Genomic DNA, 22,301 nt, shown 5'->3' with positions numbered 1-22,301 from the left:
CTATTGCCGTATTCGTTTGATTCACAGGCATTATCGGCTTATACCTCAAGGGCAATTGAAGGCTCTGCACCGTATTTAACGTATGATAATGGCAGAACCAAAGCGACAACAACCGCTGATTTACTCAGTATTACATTATCAGATAATCGAACATTTACGCCATCCAATGGTTCAAGTGCGACCAACCCCATTGTATTACCCGTCGCAGGTCAAAGTTTTACTGATATTCATATGATGGTGCCACCATCAACCAATTCTGTTAGTTTAAATGACTTAGTGACAAGTTATCATTATTGGGGTGATGATGATGGGGATGGGCAGGGAGCAAATGGCGTTACGGCAATAGGTAGCTTATCGGTTGCTATCACCGATAAAAACAACCAAGCTGTAGGACGTGGTACGGTTTTAAGTCTTTGTCATGCCCCTTATAAAGTGGTGTTAAATAGTAGCGGGGGGAGTTTAACCACACAGTACGGTGTACCTAATAGCAGTACATTCAGTGGTAGCTCGGCAACCTATTATATCACTCCACCACCATCGCCTCGTATCTGTTATGCAAGGCCGAATTTGATATTTAATGGACAATACGGCAATACATCAACTTGGGACTCAACAAAAGGTCATCTTACTCGGTCTACCGATCCTGCATCTTACAATCGTAACTTTCCTACAACGGGTGCGGATGGTTTATATTTTGATTTAGACATTGCTGGGATTGATGCAAGTCAGCTCACTTGGGCGCCTGTCACTCATGAGGGCATTACAGCAACAGTGACAAGGGTAACCGCAAACGATAGCTGGCTGCCTAATGGTTCAGAAGTTGTCACGCGTGTAACGCTAACAGGTCCAGAGGCAAGAAGTCAAAATTATATTGTTAGCTATAGCTCAATTGGCCGCCCAAATTTACCTGCGACATTTGAGTTAGTAGGTAGAGATAGTGGTGGTAGAGCGGTAATCAAATATGGGTTTGTATTGGGGAGGTGGTTTGTTCACCGAGGACATATAAGAGAAAACTACGGTGGTAATAATCAGATTAAACCTTGGTGTGATGCTTTTGGATATAGGATTCCAATGTCAAGTGAACTGGCAGGAACCACCAGTAGGTTCGGGTTGGTTTCTTATCGTAGTATAGGAGGTTTATTTAATGAGTGGGGTAATGTAAGTCATTACGGCGTAGGCTTTAGTAGCGGCAAATATTGTACTTATAATAGAACCAACTCGCCTCGGATATATATTTCTCCTTCAGGCAGTATAAGTAATACTATGTTGAGATCCAGTTATCACCCTAATGATTGCTATGCCCGCCCCCCTGGCGGCCCTGGTGGTCTTAGTGGGGTTTGTGTTTACCCTAGCCATTACTAATCCTTGCGATGAGGGGGACTTTTATATGACGAAAATAATGGGAAAACTATTAAGGCAAGTAGCCCCTAAATCTGTAGGGAGGGCATTAAGCCGATGAAGTTGCTGTATTTGGACTGCTAAAAGTAGCCAAAAAAAGAGAGGCCAAAAACCTCTCTTTTTTTACGATAAATGCTAACTTACGCTGTGCGTTATTTATTTAACGCGTGATACATATTCACCTGAACGAGTATCCACTTTAAGCACTTCACCAATTTGCACAAATAAAGGTACACGAACAACCGCTCCAGTTGATAATGTTGCTGGTTTGCCGCCGGTTCCTGCTGTGTCACCTTTTAAACCTGGATCGGTTTCGATCACTTCAAGTTCAACAAAATTCGGTGGTGTAACTGCAATCGGTTGGCCATTCCATAATGTTAAAATACATTCCGCTTGATCAACTAACCATTTTGCATTGTCACCAACTGCTTTGGCATCAGCCGATAGTTGTTCAAATGTGTCGTTATTCATAAAGTGCCAAAACTCGCCGTCGGTATAAAGGTACGTTAAATTCATGTCAATAACGTCAGCCGCTTCAACTGATTCGCCAGATTTGAACGTTTTGTCGACTGTTTTGCCTGAAAGTAATTTTTTAATTTTTACCCGGTTAATAGATTGTCCTTTACCCGGTTTATAAAATTCATTTTCAACAATGACACACGGCTCGCCATCTTGCATTATTTTAAGACCAGCTTTAAACTCATTAGTACTATAAGATGCCATAAAAGCTCCAACTAAAATTCTGAATTACAAAAAAATGAACCACATTATACAGCAAAAAATTGAACCACAAAATAATAAAGATAAATGGATTGTTGATCTTGCCAATGTTGTGACCGATATCAATGTTCTATATTCTTATTTAGAGTTGGATGCGGATGCGATTTCGAGCCTGATGCTGCAGGCAAGAAAGCAGTTTCCTCTTCGAGTGCCGATGGCGTTTATTCGCCGGATGAAAAAGGGCGATAAATCAGATCCACTTTTGTTACAAGTGCTTTGTCATGATGACGAGATGCTAAACGTGGATGGCTATAGCCACGATCCCTTGCAAGAGCAGGATAATGTCATTCCGGGATTGTTGCATAAATACCATAACCGTGCGTTATTAATTACGAAGACAGCCTGTGCGATTAATTGCCGTTACTGTTTTAGGCGGCATTTTCCTTATCATGATAATCAAGGCAGTAAACAGAATCTTGCTGTGGCGCTTGAGTATATTGCTAATCATCCTGAACTTGACGAGATTATTCTGTCAGGAGGGGATCCGTTAATGGCTAAAGATCATGAAATGGCTTTTTTGATCGACGAATTAGAAAAAATCCCTCACGTTAAGCGGTTGCGGATTCATACCCGTTTAGCGGTGGTAATTCCGTCGCGCATTACACCTGCGTTATGTCAGTTGTTTGCTAAAAGTCGGTTGCAATGTGTAGTGATTACTCACATTAATCACCCAAACGAGATTGATGATGATGTCGCTCAGGCGGTTTTGTCATTGAAACAACATGGTGTGACGATGCTTAATCAGAGTGTTTTGTTGAAAAACGTTAATGATAATGCCGATGTGTTGGCGATGTTAAGTGATCGGCTTTTTGATGTAGGTATTTTACCTTATTACATTCATTTGTTAGATAAAGTACAAGGTGCAGCTCATTTTTTTGTGGATGATGAGTCTGCCAAAGTTATTATGAAACAACTTGCCGAGCAAGTATCTGGCTATTTAGTGCCTAAGTTGGCACGCGAAATCGGTGGCGAAAAAAGTAAGCGTGTACTTGTTTTTACTGAAAAGTGAATTGAGTTTGTTTTTGTAAGTGGTTGTTTTGTAATGTGTTTACTTTATTTAGTTTTGTCGTATCATAATAAAGAGCTAATCGAATTTATTCGTATTTATCTGTTAAAATCTCATTGACGAAAAATAAAATAGGCACTATAATTCCGACCTCTTTAATTAATGCTGTGGAGTTTTACTCTGCAACTTGTTGATAAATTAGATTTGGATATAAATCGTCATGAAACGCACATTTCAACCATCAGTATTAAAACGCAATAGAACTCACGGTTTCCGTGCTCGTATGGCAACTAAAAACGGTCGTCAAGTTCTTGCTCGCCGTCGTGCTAAAGGCCGTGTTCGTTTAACTGTTGCTAGCTGATTTAAAGTTGGGTGATTAAGCTCACTTTTCCTCGGGAGTTGCGCTTGTTAACTCCCTTTGATTTTAATCATGTCTTTCAAGAGTCTATTCGAGTTGGCTCCCCGTTTCTTACCTTAGTTACACGAAGAAATACCTTAGATCATCCTCGGTTAGGGTTTGCTATAGCTAAAAAGCAGGTGAAACGAGCTCATGAGCGTAATCGTATTAAACGACTGGCTAAAGAGTATTTTCGGCATCATCAACATCAGTTTCCTAATATCGATTTTATTCTGATGGCTAAACAGCCTGTTGTAGACTTAGATAATCAACAAATCGTTGAGACACTTAATCAATTATGCCAACGGATCATCGCCAAACAAAAGGGTTAAATAAATTTATATTGATTATCAAATTGCATGTTTGTGCATGTAAGGATATGATAGTTAATGTTTTTGTGTTTTTGATTCGTGTATATCAGCGTGTTATTAGTCCTTTACTGGGTCCTAAATGCCGCTTTACGCCGACATGTTCGCAATACGCAATAATTGCACTAAGACGCTTTGGGTTAATAAAAGGTGGTTGGCTAACAGCTAAACGTGTATTAAAATGTCACCCTTTACATGAAGGAGGAGAAGATTTTGTTCCTCCCAAAACTAAAACCAATAGAGAAAAACACTAATGGGATCGCAACGTAATATTTTAGTCATTGTTTTACTTTTTTTATCTTTTTTTATTTGGAAAGCGTGGGAAGAAGACCATGCGCCAAAACCCCCCGTCGCTAATCAGTTGACACAATCAGTCAGTGAAGATGATTCAACCGATGGTTCAGCACAAGGTAAAACAATTACCGTTAAATCTGACGTATTGTCACTCACTATTAATACCTATGGTGGTGATGTGCAAGCTGCTCAATTGCTAAAATATGAGCAAACACTTCACTCAGGTACACCTTTTCAATTATTAACATCACGCCCTGATTTTGTTTATATTGCTGAAAGCGGTTTAACCGGTAAAGATGGTCCTGATAATGCGACTCAAGGCTCAAAACGCCCTGTCTATCAAACCGCGCAAACAGAATATGTTTTAGCTGATGGGCAAGATGAATTGCGAGTACCACTAACTTATCAAGTTAACGGCGTTACTTATACTAAATATTATGTATTGCATCGTGGTAATTATGCTGTTGATGTTCAATATGATATTAATAACCAAAGTGGTGCGCCAGTTGAAGTGTCAATGTACGGTCAATTAAAACAAACCGTTAAATTACCAGATGATATTCCAACTGAAGGCGGTAATGGGTTAGGGCAAAGTGCATTCCGTGGTACTGCTTATTCTAGTTCTAGTACTAATTATAGCAAATATAGTTTTGATGAAGTTAAAGATAAAGCTTTAACCGTTGAAACGCAAACAGGTTGGGTTGCGATGTTGCAGCACTATTTTGCATCGGCATGGGTGCCAGCGCAGGAGCAAAATAACTTGTTTTATACGCGCTCAACCGCTAAAAACTCACAAGCAACCATTGGCTTTAAAGGTGAGCCAACGGTTATTCAAGCTGGTGGTAATCAGTCTATTACTGCAAAACTATGGTTAGGACCAGAAGTTCAAAGCCAATTGAAAGAAACCGCTAATCATCTTGATTTAATTGTTGATTATGGTTGGTTATGGTTCTTGTCTCAACCGTTATTTTACTTGTTGAATTTTATCCATAGTTTTATTGGTAATTGGGGCTTTTCAATTATTGTTATTACATTTATTGTGCGTGGCCTTTTGTTCCCATTAACGCGAGCCCAATATCGTTCTATGGCTAAGATGAAGCTATTGCAACCTCGCTTACAGGCTTTGAAAGAGCGTTATGGTGATGATAGACAAAAAATGAGCATGGAAACAATGGCGCTTTATAAGCAAGAAAAAGTGAATCCATTGGGTGGCTGTTTGCCTTTAATTATTCAAATGCCGATTTTCTTGTCATTGTTCTATATGTTAGGCAATACAGTTGAACTACGTCATGCTCCATTTGCTCTTTGGATTCATGACTTGTCAGCACAAGACCCATATTATATTCTGCCATTATTGATGGGTGGTACCATGTTCTTAATTCAGAAGATGTCACCAACACCAGTCACAGATCCGTTACAACAAAAATTGATGACTTATATGCCATTAATCTTTACGGTATTTTTCTTGTGGTTCCCATCGGGATTGGTTTTATATTATATCGTTAGTAACTTGTTCACAATTGCTCAGCAACGTATTATCTACTGGGAACTTGAAAAAAAGGGACTTCACGAGAAGAAAAAGAAATAGTATAAATAAAGGAGGGGTAAAATCCTCCTTTTTTATTTTGGGTGTTAATAGTATGAATATACAGCAACAATTTAATTTAACGGGTAATGAAACCGGCTACTGGTTTGTTAGTGCCAATGGTCGGTTATGGTTGCCTAATGGCGAGGTGCCTGTTGGTTGTGCTAGAGAATTTGGTTTTACTAACCAACTTGCTCAGCCAATCGGTGAATGGAATGGGCAAATAGCTTGGCTGATTTGTCATGAAATAAAAAATGCGATGAGTTCAATTCGTCCATTACTTAATAGCACTGATCCCTCATTATTTAATATGGCTGGTCGGGCTGTGCAACTTGCTGAGTTTTACCGCTCACATAAATATTGTGGATATTGTGGGCATGAAATGTATCTCAGTAACACGGAATGGTGCTGTATGTGTGACCATTGTAAAGAGCGTTATTATCCACAAATTTCGCCATCGATTATTGTGGCAATTCGTCATAATAATAGAATTTTGTTAGCTAAGCACGTTAGGCATAATCAAGATAACTTATATACTGTTTTGGCTGGTTTTACTGAAATTGGTGAAACCATGGAAACGGCAGTTGAACGTGAAGTCTTTGAAGAGTCGAAGATTAAAATTAAAAATATTCGCTATGTTGGCTCACAACCTTGGCCTTTTCCAAATTCGCTTATGATGGCTTATTTAGCTGATTATGATAGCGGTGACATAGTGGTAGATAAAAACGAGCTTATTGAAGCAAACTGGTACCATTATACACAGTTACCTAAAATCCCAGAGTATGGCACCATTGCAAGACGTTTAATTGAAGATACGATTGTTCTATGTCGTGAATATGATGAATTCGGTGAAAATTAACCATATTCACTTAAGTATCAATAGGCGTAGGTCTATTGATATTCAATCGTACGAGTTAGCTCAACCGTTTCGGATTCAACCCCTGTTTTGACACAAACAGCCTTGGTCCAATCTTGATTTTCATTGTAGTTAGTGTAAGTACAGGTTTCGGTTAATTCGACTTCTTGTTCATTTTTATTATTAATGATGATCTCACCATTTGATGTTAACTTGTATGTTTTGAGAATGGTTTTTTCTATTTGGTTGTTTTCGTTATAAATGATCTCTTTTTCTTGCGCTAAAATTGGGAATTTTGTTTTCTCATCGACTGGAACATATGCATTATATAAAATAAGCTCTACATGGTCATTTTCATAAATAATTTTGTTGTTAAAAATGACGTTATTTTCTGCAAAATGGGACAAAGTTGTTTCAACTAAATGGCCTTGTTCATCAAACTCAGAATTTTCGACAATATCACCGTCATTGTTTTTCATTCCAAGAATATTTTTTTGTGCATCAAAAATAATATCGTATTGCTCTCGGTTATTACCATAAATGTATTTAGCTGTATCATAATTGACTTCGCCATACAGTCCGTCTAAATCATAATTAGCAACATAACCTTGTGCGTTATAGTTAATGACTTTATTTGATGAGGCTCCCGTTATTTTTTGTTGTTTAATTAATTTGCTATTTGGTAATAGCTCGGGTTCAGTATGAAAAAGATAACTATTAATGACAGTTGTTGCTAACTGCTGAGATGATTTTTCTGATATTTTTTCATCCGGTTTTTTTTTATCGTCACAACCGCTAATTAATAATGTACTGCTAATAACGCATATGTATAAAAATAGACTATTCTTTTTCATAAAGCTCATCCCTATTTATCCTATTGTTTGAAAATATTAATAATAAAACGTTAAACTAAGTAGTTATTTATGCCTACACCAAATGGCAAGTGCTTCACAATGCCAATCTTTCATCATGTTGCACCAAATGTAACGCCATTTACGAATAGTATCGTTGTGAAAATTGAGCGTTTTTTCTATTTGTACGTTATTAGCACCAGAAACCAGAAGTTCAATAAATTGTAACCATAATTCAGGTTTTGGCATGCGGTTCAAACGAGTATTGCTTAAAGTGTTAAAACTATGTCGGCAGCGTTTACAGCGATAGCAAGTTCGAGATCCGACTTTGGTTGTTTCATTGGAACCACAATGTATGCAAATTGGATTTTGCTCATTTAATAAAGTGGTTACTTTTTCTTTTATGGTTTTATATTGTTCTGCTAAAGTTGGAATTAATGTAGTTTGCTTTTGATGAGTATACCACTTCTGTAATGAAGGGTAGTGGATCTGAAGATAATTAATTATTGCACGCTCTCGACGCATTACTTTTTCGATTGAAATTTCAAGACTTTTAGCAATATTGGGATAACTAATATTTTTTATACGACTAGTGAAAATCACTTCTAACCAATTAAATGGTGCAAGGCGATTGAAAGGAGTATTGGTTGAAACGGTAAAATATTTATGACAGTCTTTACAGCGGTATGTTTTAGTCGGTTGTGAACGGATTGAATAAAACTTTGTATTTTTGCAAAACGGACAAACGTCTACATGTTGTGATATTATTTTTTCTAGGACATGATGAAATGCTTTTAATTCGTCATGTAATTCGTTTGGTACAAGTTCATAAATCATTTTTATTCTCTTATTACTTATCCTAGCAAATGTTATCAACACTTTACTATAAACATATGGCTTTCTTGATGCTATTCTACACGTTTTACGGAAAACGTATTCTTAAAACTGTTTTAATATTAACCTATTTTTAAATTTTTGAAATTAATAAAAATGGGTAAATGCATGAATGCTAAATACGTTTATATAGCAATTAAATTGCCTCCTTACTTATTTTTTGCTTATAGTCTTAGGCGCACGTTTATTTAGGTGAAGCTTATTAACATAAAAAGCGCCTTTTCCATTATTTAAATAAACTTTGTTATTGTTGATGTAACCATTCAGCCACTTGTTTGGCAAAATAAGTTAAAACACCATCGGCTCCAGCACGTTTAAAGCAAAGTAAAGATTCCATAATGGCTGACTTTTCATTTAACCAACCGTTTTGAATTGCTGCTGTTAACATGGCATACTCGCCAGAAACTTGATAGGCAAAAGTAGGAACAGCAAAGGTTTCTTTCACTCTTTGCACGATATCAAGATAAGGCATGCCTGGTTTAACCATGACCATATCTGCACCTTCGCTTAAATCTTGATAGATTTCTTGTAATGCTTCATTGCTATTAGCGGGATCGAGCTGATAAGTTTTTTTATTGCCACCTTTAATATTTTTGGCAGAGCCGACAGCATCACGGAAAGGACCGTAAAAACAAGAGGCATATTTGGCTGAATAAGCCATAATTTGGGTGTTAACAAAACCGTGTTTTTCTAGTTCATGACGTATTGCTCCAATGCGTCCATCCATCATATCGCTTGGCGCAATAATATCCACTCCAGCTTCTGCTTGCATTAAAGCTTGCTTCACCAGTGTTTCAACAGAAATATCATTTTGCACATACCCTTGCTCGTCAATAATACCGTCTTGCCCATGCGTTGTATAAGGGTCAAGTGCGACATCTGTAAGTATGCCAAGCTCAGGAAATTCTTTTTTTAATGCTCGAACAGCTTTTGGTACTAAGCCATTTTTATTATATGACTCTTGTGCAAGTAATGATTTTTTTTCCGATTCAATAGCTGGAAATAAGGAAAGAACAGGAATTCCTAATTTTGCGATTTGTTCTGCTTCTTTTAATAATACATCAATACTCATTCGGTTAACGTTTGGCATTGAGGTAATCGGCTGTGTAATATTATTACCTTCAACAATAAAAACTGGATAAATTAAGTCATTGACTGTCAAGTTATGCTCTGCAACCATTCGTCGACTAAAATCATGGGCACGATTACGGCGTAAGCGACGATTTGGATATAGGCCAGTAATTAATGAAGGCATGAAAAACTCCTGTTTATTCTTAATAGATATGATTTATTATCTGATGCTATATGTTGATTAGCAAATTAATTTTCTCTCTTACAATAATTCTATTTTTTACTTTACAAAATATATTAATTAGAGGTAAAATTGCGCACTAATTTTAATCCCTTGTGATATTAAACAAATTTGAGGTGAGAGGCACATGCCAGTAATTAAAGTACGTGAAAATGAACCTTTCGATGTAGCGTTACGTCGTTTTAAACGTTCTTGTGAAAAAGCAGGAGTTTTAGCTGAAGTTCGTAATCGTGAATTTTACGAAAAACCAACAACTGTTCGTAAACGCGCAAAAGCGGCCGCTGTTAAACGCCATGCTAAAAAATTAGAAAGAGAAAACGCTCGTCGCACTCGTCTATATTAATATTTTAAGATTATTTATACTGAAAACTTGAATTGATATTAAAATCAATTTGCTATATTTTTAATATAAAGAATTCTAACAAGCCGTATTTTTGATACGGCTTGTTTTCTTTCTATAACGCCAAAATTGGTTAAAATTCATAATGAAAGGTCATATTCCTCGCGATTTTACTTTAGATTTGATAGCTCGCACAAATATTCTTGATGTGATCGGCAAACGCGTAAAAATGAAAAAAAAAGGAAATAATTACTTTGGTTGTTGTCCTTTTCATGATGAAAAAACCGCTTCTTTTTCGCTAAGTGAAAAAAAACAAATTTATTATTGCTTTGGCTGCGGAGTATCTGGCTCAGTAGTGAATTTTTTAATGCAATATGAGCATTTGTCTTTTCCTGAAGCAATTGAAGAATTAGCTAGTATGCAGGGGATTCGAGTTCCTTATATAGACAGCGATAATAATCAAATCGATCAATCTAAACAAATTGAATCTCGAAATGTTCGTCGTGATCTATATGCATTAATGGCTAAAATCACCAATTTTTATCAACAACAATTAACATTACCAACATCGACAGAAGCCCGTAAATACCTTGAACAACGAGGATTGAATGCTGAAATTATAGCCAGGTATAAAATCGGTTTTGCACCTAATGAATGGCGGCTAACATCACAAAATGTGGTTAAAAGTCATTCTGAAACAGTGCTTTATGAGCGAGCTGGCATGTTAGTGATCAACGATAGCGGTAATCGATATGATCGTTTTCGCGGGCGGATTATGTTTCCTATCCGCGATAGACAAGGTAATGTGATTGCATTTGGTGGGCGAACCATTGTTAATGATTCAGCTAAATATATAAATTCACCTGAAACACCGATTTTTCATAAAGGATATCAGTTGTATGGCCTTTATGAGGCTCAAGAGATTAATCGTAATCCTCAGCAACTTGTAGTGGTTGAAGGGTATATGGATGTTGTTTCTTTAGCTCAATATGGTATTGATTATGCTGTTGCCGCGTTAGGCACGGCAACATCAGAAGAACATATTAAATTATTATTTAGGGCAACAGATTCTGTAATATTTTGTTATGACGGTGATAACGCTGGAAGAAGTGCAGCTTGGCGAGCACTTAATGTTCTCTTGCCTTGCTTGATAGATGGCAAAAAAATTGCTTTTGCTTTTTTACCGCAAGATGAAGATCCAGATAGTCTTGTTCGTAAAATTGGTAAAGACGGTTTTGAAAATTATTTAAGTGAAGCTTCAAATTTATCAAAATTTTTATTTGATGAGCTTTTGAAACAAGTTGATTTAAAAACACCTGAAGGAAAAGCTAAATTGAGCTCATTAGCTTTACCGTTGTTTGATCAAATTAAAGCAAAGGCATTTAGATTAAATTTATTACAACAACTTGGCAATTATTTAGGTTTACTTGATGTTTCTCAACTAGAGCAATTATTGAGTACGATTCGTTCTAAAGGCGATGAAAGAGTAAATGAAAACGTTCCTGCATCACGCATCAAATTAACTACGATGCGAGTGTTAATCGGTTTATTACTTCAATATCCTAATCTTGCTACGCAGGTTTCTGATATCAATGTGATTCGTCAGGTTAAAATGGCAGGTATTGATATTTTTATTGAATTACTTGAATTATGTCAACGTTACCCTAATATAACGACAGCACAAATATTAACAGAGTGTATAGATAGGCCTTTTTATAAGCAGTTAAGTCGCTTGTCTACATGGGATTGCCATTATCAAGATGATGAAATAGACTCAATTTTTTCACATACTTTAAAAGAGTTATATGATAATATACTCGCCCAAAGGCAAGATGAACTGATCGCAAAAGAGAGAGTCTCTGGTTTAAGCACTGCAGAGAAAAAAGAATTGGCGACCTTAATACTTGTTTTATCAAAAAAAGACTAAATATATAGGGTATATGTAGAACCCAACTAGTACTTTACATATATAATATAGATGACCAAATAACTAAAGTGGATACCTTTTATGGAGCAAAATTCTCAGTCACAGTTAAAACTCCTGATCATCCGAGGTAAGGAGCTAGGATACCTGACCTATGCAGATGTCAACGATCACTTGCCTGAAGAGATTATTGATTCAGATCAGATTGAAGATATTATCCAAATGATTAATGATATGGGGATTCAAGTTCTTGAAGAAGCCCCAGATACTGATGAGTTATTACTTTCAGATAATGTCCCCGATGAAGAAGCCGTTGAAGCAGCAACAGCATTAGTATTATCTAATGTTGAGTCAGAAATTGGTAGAACAACCGATCCAGTTCGTATGTATATGCGTGAAATGGGAGCGGTTGAACTGTTAACACGTGAAGGCGAAATCGATATCGCTAAACGTATTGAAGATGGCATTAATCAGGTTCAAACTTCAGTATCAGAATATCCGGAAGCCATTACTTATCTTTTAGAGCAATATAATTTAATCGAAAGTGGGCAAGTTCGTTTATCTGATTTGATTACAGGTTTTGTTGATCCAAATGCTGAAGAAGCTGCTGATGAACTGCCTGAAGATTTAGTGGTTAGTGAAGCCGAAATCGAAATTGATGATAGCGATGATGAAAACGAGGATGAAGAAAGTGATGCTTCAACTGATGATGACGTTTCTATCGATCCTGAAGTTGCAAAAGCTAAATTTGCTGAATTAAAAGAGCAACATGATAAAACTTCCGCTGCTATTAAAAAATATGGACGAGCTCATAAAAAAGCACAAAAAGAGATCGAGAATTTATCTGAAATCTTCAAACAATTCCGTTTAGTTGCTAAGCAGTTTGATATTCTTGTCAATAACATGAGAAGCATGATGGAGCGCGTTAGAACTCATGAACGTGCGATTATGAAAATTTGTGTTGAACGATGCAAAATGCCGAAAAAACAATTTATGACTTATTTTACCGGCAACGAAAATAACATGGATTGGTATAAGAAAGCATTAAATTCTAAAAATGCATTTGCGGTTAATTTAAAAGATTTTGATGAGCAAGTTGCTGCTCAAGTAAATTTGTTACAACAAATAGAAACCGAAACCAATCTATCTATTGAGCAAATCAAAGATATTAATCGACGCATGTCTATTGGTGAAGCTAAAGCTCGCCGTGCTAAGAAAGAAATGGTTGAGGCTAATTTACGATTAGTTATCTCTATTGCGAAAAAATATACCAACCGCGGATTACAATTTTTAGATCTTATTCAAGAAGGTAATATTGGTTTAATGAAAGCGGTTGATAAATTTGAATATCGCCGTGGCTATAAATTTTCAACCTATGCAACTTGGTGGATTAGGCAAGCCATTACCCGCTCTATTGCTGACCAAGCGAGAACAATTCGAATTCCTGTGCATATGATTGAAACAATTAATAAGTTAAATCGTATTTCGCGTCAAATGTTACAAGAAATTGGCCGTGAACCAACGCCTGAAGAATTGTCTGAACGTATGCAAATGCCAGAAGATAAAATTCGTAAGGTACTTAAGATTGCTAAAGAGCCTATTTCAATGGAAACACCTGTTGGCGATGATGAGGATTCTCATTTAGGTGACTTTATTGAAGATACGGCTCTCGAACAACCGTTAGATGCGGCAACTTCTGAAAGTTTACGTAGTGCAACGCGTGACATTTTATCTGGATTAACACCAAGAGAAGCAAAAGTGTTGCGTATGCGATTTGGTATTGATATGAATACAGATCATACGTTAGAAGAAGTCGGTAAACAATTTGATGTAACCCGTGAACGTATTCGTCAAATCGAAGCTAAAGCATTACGGAAATTACGTCACCCAAGTCGTTCCGATGTGCTTCGTAGCTTTTTGGAATAAACTTTTACATCTAAATATATCGCCACTTTTGTGGCGATTTTTTTAATTCAAGACGCGAACACTATGAATATACTGCAACGTTTTAAAATTGATCCATTTTTGTTGGTACTTATTTGTGTTGTGGTTACAGCAAGTTTGTTTCCTTGTGAAGGACAAGCTAAAATCATTTTTGAACACCTTACTACTTTTGCCATTGGTCTGCTATTCTTTATGCATGGCGCTAAGCTGTCCTTGCAATCCATTGTTTTAGGTATTAAAAATTGGAGATTACATTTGTTAATTTTTGCAACGACATTTGTGATTTTTCCTCTATTAGGCTTGATGATGAAATTTCTTGTACCCTCTTTTTTATCTCAAGAACTTTATTTAGGATTTGTATATCTATGTGTTTTACCTGCAACAGTTCAATCTGCGATAGCGTTTACTTCAATTGCCAAAGGCAATGTGGCTGCTGCAATTTGTAGTGCCTCAGCATCAACATTATTGGGTGTGTTTATTTCTCCTGTTTTAGTAGGTTTATTAATGAATACCCAATCTTCTGGTGCTATGAATATGTTAGACGCTATTACATCTATTATGCTAAAGCTAATGTTACCATTTGTGCTTGGTCATTTATCTAGGCGCTTTATTGGTAAATGGGTTGATAAATATAAAAGTGTCATTTCTAAAACCGATCGACTTTCGATTCTATTAGTTGTATATGTTGCCTTTAGTGATGCCGTTGCAAACGGCATTTGGTCTCAAATTAGTTTGTTATCACTTCTAGAAATTGTTTTGTACTCTATTATGTTATTAACTATTGTTTTATTAATAACAACTTATGGTTCAAGATTATTTGGCTTTAGCAAAGAAGATGAAATTACTATCGTGTTTTGTGGTTCGAAAAAAAGTTTAGCAAGCGGTATTCCTATGGCTAGTGTTATCTTCCCAATATCAATAATGGGAGTCATTATTTTACCATTAATGATTTTTCATCAAGTTCAATTAATGGTTTGTGCTGTGTTAGCAGCCCGTTATGCAAAACGAAAAATGTAAAAATTTGTTTTGCTCATTGCTCTATTCTCAAGGATAATAGGCACGCTATTAACAACAGAGAGATATGTTATGTTACATCTATTTGCTGAATTAGAATTTTCGACCATTATGCTATTGGTTTTGGCGCTGTTTTTTGTTCTCTTTTATGAAGCAATTAATGGATTTCATGACACAGCTAATGCTGTTGCAACAGTAATTTATACAAGAGCATTAAAAGAACAACTTGCTGTTTTTATGGCTGGTATGTTTAACTTTTTTGGCGTTTTGCTTGGCGGTCTTAGTGTGGCTTATGCTATCGTTCATTTGTTACCTACTGATTTATTACTCAATGTAGGTTCATCACATGGGCTTGCTATGGTCTTTTCTATTTTATTTGCGGCTATCATTTGGAATCTTGGAACATGGTATCTTGGTATTCCAGCGTCAAGTTCCCATACCCTGATTGGTTCAATTATCGGTGTGGCACTTACTAACGCATTTATTATGGATACATCAATAATAGAAGCGCTTAATATTCCTAAGATGATTCATATCTTTTTATCATTAATTGTGTCCCCTATTGTTGGTCTTGTGGTTGCGGGCTTGATGATCTTTTTGCTGCGGAAATATTGGACACGTAAAAGCCAAAGTAAAAAAAGTAGTAAAAAACGAGAACGTATTTTCATGACGCCAGAGCAACGTGAAAAACTCTATGGTAAAAAGAAACCTCCTTTTTGGATTCGTATTATGCTTATAATTTCAGCCGCTGGTGTGAGTTTTTCGCATGGTGCTAATGATGGTCAAAAAGGTATCGGCTTATTGATGTTAGTATTAATGGGGATTGCACCTGCTGGCTTTATTGTTAACATGAGTGCTTCTACTTATGATATTGCAAATACGCGCAATGCAATTCACAATATTCAAGAGTACTTTGTTACTCATAACGATGACTTAAATACGATAATTGGTACTCAACCTGCGTTAGACACCAGTATTCCAGAAGGTGATTTGAATAAATATCATTGTGATTATTCACGTTCATTTGTCACATTAGGGATTGCTAATCATTTATTTAACAAAATAAATGATTACGACTCGCTAACTGTTGAACAACGGTCACAAACTAGACGTATATTGTTATGTCTATCTGATACGGTATCTCATGTTGCCAAACAACCGAATGTATCATCAGAAGACAAACAATATCTTAAATCTTTAAAAAATGATTTACTTAAGACGGTAGAGTATGCCCCAATTTGGATTATTGTTGCGGTTGCCTCGGCATTAGCTGTAGGGACGATGATTGGTTGGCGTCGTGTGGCTATTACTATCGGTGAAAAAATTGGTAAAAAAGGAATGACTTACGCTCAAGGCGTATCGGCACAAATCACAACAGCTTTATCCATCGGAATTGCAAGTTACACCGGCATGCCAGTATCGACAACTCAAGTTCTTTCTTCATCTGTTGCCGGGACGATGATTGTTGATGGAGGTGGTGTACAAAGTAAAACTATTAAAAATATAGCCCTAACATGGATTTTAACACTTCCGATTTCTATTTTGTTATCTGGGTCACTTTTTTGGCTTGCTCAAAAATTAATTTAGTAGTAAAACTAGTGTATTGGTTTTTAATTTTTTAGGGCATTAACAATAGGAAGGAGTAAAGTATTATGGCTTATAAACATATATTAGTCGCAGTTGATTTATCACCTGAAAGTGAGGTTCTTGTCGAAAAAGCCGTGTCTATGGCTAGGCCATATAATGCTCAAATATCGTTGATTCACGTTGGTATTAATTATTCAGACCTTTACACGGGTTTAGTTGATATCAATATGAATGATATGAAAGATCGTATTGCCGAAGATGCTCATATTGCTTTAAATAAACTCGCCGATGATGCCGGTTACCCTATTGCTCATACTCTTTCTGGTAACGGTGAATTTGGTCAAGTATTAATTGAAGCTATTCATGAATATGGTGCTGATCTTGTAGTGTGTGGTCACCATCAAGATTTTTGGAGTAAATTAATGTCTTCTGCTCGTCAACTTATTAATAATACTCACATTGATACTTTGATCGTTCCATTAAAGGATGAAGAACCAGCCGAAGAGCAAGCTAAATGAAGTTTTAAATACCAACCCGCTTAATTAGCGGGTTTTTTATAGGTATCGTATAACTATTTTGGATTTTAAGAAAAATAAGTGTGTGTTTTAGTCTATTTACTATTGCTTATTTATGCTTATTGTTGGTTATCGAAATGTACTTAAATTGTGATTTAGCCTATAAGGAGAGCTAATATGAATATCGCTTTAGTTACTGGGGCATCCTCTGGATTTGGACAAGCTATTTGTCGTAAGTTAATTGCTGATGGTTATAAAGTTGTAGGCGTAGCTAGACGTGCGGATAAACTACAAAAACTTGCAGATGAGTTAGGCGTTAATTTTTTACCATTACCATTAGATATAACCCACAAAGATGCAGTAGGTTCTATTTTGTTACAATTGCCTAAAGAATTTCAACCAATTGATATATTGATTAATAATGCAGGTTTGGCATTAGGTTTAGAACCTGCTTATGAAGCAGATTGTCGTGATTGGGAAACAATGATTGAAACTAACATTATTGGATTAGTGAATTTAACTCGCCAAATTTTACCAGAGATGGTTGAGCGTAATTTTGGTTATATTATTAATCTAGGATCTGTTGCGGGTACTTATGCCTATAAAGGTGGAAATGTTTATGGTGCATCTAAGGCCTTTGTTAAACAGTTCAGTGCTAATTTGCGTACAGATTTATTAGGTAAAAATATTAGAGTTACCAATATTGAACCTGGATTGTGTGGCGGTACAGAGTTTTCGAATGTACGATTTCATGGTGATGAGCAGAAAGCAGCTGCGGTTTATCAAGGCGTTGAATTTATTACTCCAGAAGATATTGCTAATACGGTTTCTTGGTTGATTAACACGCCAACTCATTTTAATGTTAACTCAATTGAAATAATGCCTGTTGCACAGGCTTCGGCAGGGTTGTCTGTTTGTAAAAAAAATAACTAATAATGTATCCATTGGTTTTGAATATTTCTAGTGTTTTTTATTGAGAATTAAAAAAATAGGTTTGTAAAACAAAATAGACTTGCACTTCTGTTAATGGGTTGTTATTCTTTTGTCTTGTGATTTTGATTGAGGTTTATGGCAATGACATTTTCTGAAGTAACGAAAACATTTGCGACAAGTTTGCCTGGTACAGATAGTTATGTAAAACTAAGAAAGGCAATGAGAACTCTAATTCAAGAAGACCCAAAAAATGCTTCGGTTTATTTTTTGATTTTTGGATTTGCTCGCACATATGTTATGTTATACGAGGATCAGGAAGTATCTCCTCAATTTGCTGAAGATAATCAAAAATTAATGTTATCGTATCTCAATATTTTAGATGAAGCATTAAAGAAACAAGATGCTCAGAGCATATATCAAGCATTGAATAAAGTTGTTAATGAGTATGAAAACAGCAAAAAAGTCTTTTAAAGTAACAGCCTGACATGAAAGTGTCAGGCTGTTTTTTTTTAGAGATTAATTTAATATTTTTAGGAAAATTATGATAATTTCAACCAATATGACAGGCATTATTAATACCTTAGGTACTATTACGCGATCTAGGGCGGGTTGATTTTTCCAAAAAATATTCAAAAACCCGCCCTTAAAGGCGGGTTTTTATTTTGTGTAAAAGTAAAGTTGTTAATATGAGCAAAGTAAAAAGTGAAGAATTAAAGATGGAAATAGCGTGATAACACTACAAAATTTTTAATATCTATAAATAAGTACTACAACAATATATTAAATAATAATGGGCATTAATTAGGATAATAAGTAGGGTGTGATATGAAAGTTTTAAAATTTGGAGGAACATCTGTTGCTAACGCTGAACGTTTTTTGCGCGTTGCAGAGATTATTGAAAATAATGCGAAGCAAGAGCAAACTGCTACTGTTTTATCTGCACCTGCTAAAATTACCAATCATTTAGTTGCAATGGTGGAAAAAACAGTCGCAAAGCAAGATATACAAAGTAATATCTATGATGCAGAGAAAATTTTTGCTGAATTATTGGATGGTATTACAAAAGCACAACCTAATTTTGCTTATGATGAAATGAAGCGTTTTGCACTTGATGAATTAAACACTATTAAGAAATTGCTTGAAGGTATTGGTTTACTTGGTCAATGTCCAGACAGTATTAATGCATCAATTATTTGCCGAGGTGAAAAGCTCTCTATTGCCATTATGCAAGAACTTCTTAAAGCTAAAAATCATTTAGTGACCGTGATTAATCCTGTTACCATGTTAGTTGCAGAAGGTACCTATTTAGAATCAACTGTTGATATTGCTGAATCTTCACATCGAATTAGTGAAATGCATATTCCACAAGATCATATTATTTTAATGCCAGGGTTTACTGCAGGTAACGAGAAAGGCGAGCTTGTTGTACTTGGTCGTAATGGTTCGGACTACTCTGCTTCGGTATTAGCAGCGTGTTTACGTGCTAATAGCTGTGAAATATGGACAGATGTCGATGGTGTTTATACTTGTGATCCACATATTGTTCCAGATGCAAAATTACTTAAAACGATGTCTTATCAAGAGGCGATGGAACTTTCATATTTTGGTGCAAAAGTACTTCATCCTAGAACTATTTTACCTATTGCGCAGTTTCAGATTCCTTGTTTAATTAAAAATACTAATAACCCTGATGCACCAGGAACACTTATTGGTGCCAATGTGGTTGATTCAACAACACCTGTAAAAGGTATCACTAATTTAAATAACATGGCAATGATCAATGTCTCAGGTCCTGGATTAAAAGGGATGGTTGGCATGTCGGCTCGAGTTTTTTCTGCAATGTCTTATGCTGGCATTTCAGTTGTACTTATTACTCAATCATCATCTGAATACAGTATTAGCTTTTGTGTACCTCAAACTGAACTTTATCGAGCAGAAGAAGCATTAAGTGATGAATTTTTCTTAGAATTAAAAGATGGATTACTTGAGCCAATTGAGATAATAGAAAAACAGGCAATTATCTCTGTTGTTGGTGATGGTATGCGTACATTACGAGGATTATCAGCAAACTTTTTTACAGCTCTAGCTAGGGCTAATATTAATATTGTCGCTATTGCGCAAGGTTCATCTGAAAGGTCGATTTCTGTCGTTGTGGATAACGATGTTGCAGTAATGGGCGTACGGGTTGCTCATCAAATGTTGTTTGGTACAGATAAAATGTTAGATGTATTTGTTGTTGGTGTTGGTGGCGTAGGTGGAGCTTTGATTGATCAAATCAGACGACAACAAGAATGGCTAAAAAACAAACAGATTGATTTGCATGTTTGTGGGCTATTTAATTCTAAACATAGCCTGCTTAATCGTGATGGTATTGATCTTAATAATTGGCGAGAGCAAATCAAACACAGCGAAAATGACTACACATTAGATAGTATTATTGAGTTTTCAAAAAATAATAGATTACTCAATCCAATTTTAGTGGACTGCACTTCTAGTAGTGAAGTATCTGATAAATATGCAGACTTTTTAGCTAATGGTTTTCATGTTGTTACGCCAAATAAGAAAGCGAATACGAGTTCAATGGCCTATTATTTGCGTTTACGCCAAGAAGCGGCAAAAAGTAAACGCAAGTTTCAATATGATACTAACGTAGGAGCAGGATTGCCTGTCATTGAAAATCTGCAAAATTTATTAAATGCAGGTGATGAGCTAATCAAGTTTTCAGGAATTTTGTCGGGATCTCTTTCTTTTATATTTGGTAAACTTGATGAAGGAGTGTCGCTGTCAGATGCAACTAAACTTGCTAAAGAAAAAGGTTTTACTGAACCCGATCCTCGTGATGACTTATCGGGCACGGATGTCGCTAGAAAATTATTAATTTTAGCGCGAGAAGCAGGATTACAATTAGAACTAGATCAAATCAATGTCGAATCAGTTCTACCAGCTGAATATGCACAAGGTAGCATTGATGAATTTATGGCTAAATTGCCGCAATTAGATGCAGAGTTTAAAATAAAATATGAACAAGCAGCAAAAGAAGGCAAAGTGTTACGTTATGTTGGTAGCATTGAAAATAATCAATGTAGCGTTAAAATCGAGACTATTGATAGTGATGATCCACTATATAAAGTAAAAAATGGTGAAAATGCATTGGCATTTTATACCCGTTATTACCAACCAATTCCGCTAGTGTTACGTGGTTATGGGGCTGGGAATGATGTCACCGCTGCGGGGGTTTTTGCTGATATTTTGCGCACAACATCAGGCAAAATTGGAGGCTAAATGAATCATAAATCATTAACAGTTTACGCGCCTGCTTCGATGGCCAATATTAGTGTTGGTTTTGATATATTAGGTGCAGCAATTAGCCCAATTAGTGGTGTGATGCTTGGTGATTGTATAACGGTTGAAACTGCCAAGGAATTTTCTCTTACTAGCAAAGGTCAATTTGTTAAAAAATTACCACGCGATCCCAAATATAATATTGTGTTTCAATGTTGGCAACGCTTCTGCCAAGCAATGGGTAGAACGTTACCAGTTAGTATGACACTTGAAAAAAACATGCCAATTGGATCTGGATTAGGCTCAAGTGCCTGTTCAGTAGTCGGATCATTTGTTGCTTTAAATGCGTTTTTTGATAAACCATTTAATCAGTTTGAATTACTTTCGATGATGGGTGAGCTTGAAGGGCGGATTTCAGGTAGTGTACATTATGATAATGTTGCACCCTGCTATTTAGGCGGTATGCAACTTATCCTTGATGAAATGGGTATAATTAGTGAATCTATACCTCATTTTGAAGATTGGTACTGGGTTATGGCATATCCTGGTATAAAAGTATCAACCGCTGAGGCTCGTGCAATTTTACCGGCTTTGTATCAAAAAGCAGATTGTGTTGCACATGGTCGATATGTTGGTGGATTTATTCATGCCTGTTATACCAACCAATCAGAATTGGCAGCATCAATGTTATGTGACAATATTGCCGAACCTTATCGTAAACAGTTATTACCTAACTTTGATGAAACACAAAAACGAGTCACACAGCTAGGTGCATTAGCGTCGGGGATTTCAGGTTCAGGCCCAACGATGTTTGTTGTGGCAGATAAGCTTGAAACTGCAAGGCAGATCGAATCACTACTTCAGCATTGTTATTTACAAAATGATGAAGGTTTTACTCATATTTGTAAAATAGATACTCAAGGAGCAAAAGTTATTTAATTTGATTTTTTCTTCAATTTCTTACTGATTAAGCTGATATCAGAAAGAGTGAACAATGAAAGCATAAAGATAATCGGAAAAT

The 22,301-nt window shown here is 36.0% G+C and carries 21 protein-coding genes; 17 read left to right on the top strand and 4 right to left on the bottom strand.

Going from position 1 to position 22,301, the window contains the following annotated elements:
- Positions 1-3 precede the first annotated feature (3 nt).
- A complete protein-coding gene (locus tag GYX25_RS06795; protein ID WP_174787009.1) occupies positions 4-1,362 on the top strand; it encodes a hypothetical protein in 1,359 nt (452 codons plus the stop codon).
- 192 nt (positions 1,363-1,554) lie between these two features.
- On the opposite strand, the gene efp is transcribed toward GYX25_RS06795, so the two are convergent.
- Positions 1,555-2,121: an elongation factor P gene (gene efp, locus GYX25_RS06790; protein WP_091346571.1), complete on the bottom strand. Its 567-nt coding sequence runs from the start codon at positions 2,119-2,121 to the stop codon at positions 1,555-1,557.
- Positions 2,122-2,155: 34 nt separating this feature from the next.
- Between efp and epmB the strand changes: the two genes are divergently transcribed.
- The 6 genes from epmB to nudC all read left to right on the top strand — a co-directional run bounded on the left by epmB (position 2,156) and on the right by nudC (position 6,687).
- The gene (epmB, locus tag GYX25_RS06785; protein WP_174787008.1) at positions 2,156-3,187 is read left to right on the top strand and encodes an EF-P beta-lysylation protein EpmB; all 1,032 of its coding nucleotides are present in this window, start codon (positions 2,156-2,158) and stop codon (positions 3,185-3,187) included.
- A 217-nt stretch (positions 3,188-3,404) separates the two neighbouring features.
- Positions 3,405-3,545, top strand: a complete 141-nt coding sequence (rpmH, locus tag GYX25_RS06780; RefSeq protein ID WP_025314679.1) for a 50S ribosomal protein L34 — start codon at positions 3,405-3,407, stop codon at positions 3,543-3,545.
- An 11-nt stretch (positions 3,546-3,556) separates the two neighbouring features.
- A complete protein-coding gene (rnpA, locus tag GYX25_RS06775) occupies positions 3,557-3,913 on the top strand; it encodes a ribonuclease P protein component (RefSeq protein ID WP_174787007.1) in 357 nt (118 codons plus the stop codon).
- A gap of 47 nt (positions 3,914-3,960) precedes the next feature.
- Positions 3,961-4,203 (top strand): membrane protein insertion efficiency factor YidD, encoded by a 243-nt coding sequence (yidD, locus tag GYX25_RS06770; RefSeq protein WP_091346565.1) that lies wholly within the window; start codon positions 3,961-3,963, stop codon positions 4,201-4,203.
- Positions 4,203-5,831, top strand: a complete 1,629-nt coding sequence (yidC, locus tag GYX25_RS06765) for a membrane protein insertase YidC (protein ID WP_091346563.1) — start codon at positions 4,203-4,205, stop codon at positions 5,829-5,831. The genes yidD and yidC overlap by 1 nt, the downstream gene beginning before the upstream one ends.
- A gap of 52 nt (positions 5,832-5,883) precedes the next feature.
- Complete coding sequence (gene nudC / locus GYX25_RS06760; RefSeq protein WP_091346561.1) at positions 5,884-6,687, top strand: NAD(+) diphosphatase; 804 nt, start codon at positions 5,884-5,886, stop codon at positions 6,685-6,687.
- A 32-nt stretch (positions 6,688-6,719) separates the two neighbouring features.
- On the opposite strand, the gene GYX25_RS06755 is transcribed toward nudC, so the two are convergent.
- The 3 genes from GYX25_RS06755 to hemB all read right to left on the bottom strand — a co-directional run bounded on the left by GYX25_RS06755 (position 6,720) and on the right by hemB (position 9,684).
- Positions 6,720-7,538: a hypothetical protein gene (locus GYX25_RS06755; protein WP_141683314.1), complete on the bottom strand. Its 819-nt coding sequence runs from the start codon at positions 7,536-7,538 to the stop codon at positions 6,720-6,722.
- 63 nt (positions 7,539-7,601) lie between these two features.
- Positions 7,602-8,372, bottom strand: a complete 771-nt coding sequence (locus tag GYX25_RS06750; RefSeq protein ID WP_091346557.1) for a transposase — start codon at positions 8,370-8,372, stop codon at positions 7,602-7,604.
- 301 nt (positions 8,373-8,673) lie between these two features.
- A complete protein-coding gene (hemB, locus tag GYX25_RS06745; protein ID WP_091346555.1) occupies positions 8,674-9,684 on the bottom strand; it encodes a porphobilinogen synthase in 1,011 nt (336 codons plus the stop codon).
- A 184-nt stretch (positions 9,685-9,868) separates the two neighbouring features.
- Here hemB and rpsU point away from each other — a divergent pair, with 184 nt between their 5' ends.
- The 10 genes from rpsU (at position 9,869) to thrB (ending at position 22,219) form a co-directional block, all read left to right on the top strand.
- Positions 9,869-10,084 carry a 30S ribosomal protein S21 gene (gene rpsU / locus GYX25_RS06740; RefSeq protein WP_091346553.1) on the top strand — a complete coding sequence of 72 codons (216 nt, stop codon included), beginning with the start codon at positions 9,869-9,871 and terminating at the stop codon, positions 10,082-10,084.
- 142 nt (positions 10,085-10,226) lie between these two features.
- Positions 10,227-12,008 carry a DNA primase gene (dnaG, locus tag GYX25_RS06735; RefSeq protein WP_091346551.1) on the top strand — a complete coding sequence of 594 codons (1,782 nt, stop codon included), beginning with the start codon at positions 10,227-10,229 and terminating at the stop codon, positions 12,006-12,008.
- Positions 12,009-12,089: 81 nt separating this feature from the next.
- Positions 12,090-13,931, top strand: a complete 1,842-nt coding sequence (gene rpoD, locus GYX25_RS06730) for an RNA polymerase sigma factor RpoD (protein WP_091346550.1) — start codon at positions 12,090-12,092, stop codon at positions 13,929-13,931.
- A 63-nt stretch (positions 13,932-13,994) separates the two neighbouring features.
- Positions 13,995-14,966, top strand: a complete 972-nt coding sequence (locus GYX25_RS06725; protein WP_091346548.1) for a bile acid:sodium symporter family protein — start codon at positions 13,995-13,997, stop codon at positions 14,964-14,966.
- A 69-nt stretch (positions 14,967-15,035) separates the two neighbouring features.
- On the top strand, positions 15,036-16,550 hold the full coding sequence (gene pitA / locus GYX25_RS06720) for an inorganic phosphate transporter PitA (RefSeq protein ID WP_091346546.1): 1,515 nt from the start codon (positions 15,036-15,038) through the stop codon (positions 16,548-16,550).
- Between the two features lie 65 nt (positions 16,551-16,615).
- Positions 16,616-17,068 carry a universal stress protein UspA gene (uspA, locus tag GYX25_RS06715; RefSeq protein ID WP_091346543.1) on the top strand — a complete coding sequence of 151 codons (453 nt, stop codon included), beginning with the start codon at positions 16,616-16,618 and terminating at the stop codon, positions 17,066-17,068.
- 174 nt (positions 17,069-17,242) lie between these two features.
- Entirely contained in the window at positions 17,243-17,998 is a 756-nt protein-coding gene (locus GYX25_RS06710; RefSeq protein WP_174787006.1) for an SDR family oxidoreductase, read from the top strand.
- A 141-nt stretch (positions 17,999-18,139) separates the two neighbouring features.
- Complete coding sequence (locus tag GYX25_RS06705) at positions 18,140-18,469, top strand: hypothetical protein (RefSeq protein ID WP_091346539.1); 330 nt, start codon at positions 18,140-18,142, stop codon at positions 18,467-18,469.
- Positions 18,470-18,823: 354 nt separating this feature from the next.
- The gene (thrA, locus tag GYX25_RS06700) at positions 18,824-21,280 is read left to right on the top strand and encodes a bifunctional aspartate kinase/homoserine dehydrogenase I (RefSeq protein WP_174787005.1); all 2,457 of its coding nucleotides are present in this window, start codon (positions 18,824-18,826) and stop codon (positions 21,278-21,280) included.
- Positions 21,281-22,219 carry a homoserine kinase gene (thrB, locus tag GYX25_RS06695; RefSeq protein WP_174787004.1) on the top strand — a complete coding sequence of 313 codons (939 nt, stop codon included), beginning with the start codon at positions 21,281-21,283 and terminating at the stop codon, positions 22,217-22,219. It begins immediately after the preceding gene.
- Positions 22,220-22,301 lie beyond the last annotated feature (82 nt).

The sequence above is a fragment of the Gilliamella sp. ESL0254 genome (assembly GCF_013344985.1).
Taxonomy (GTDB): domain Bacteria; phylum Pseudomonadota; class Gammaproteobacteria; order Enterobacterales; family Orbaceae; genus Gilliamella; species Gilliamella bombicola.
The sequence above is the reverse complement of the archived record's forward strand: the minus strand, read 5'-3'. Positions and strand labels throughout refer to the sequence as shown.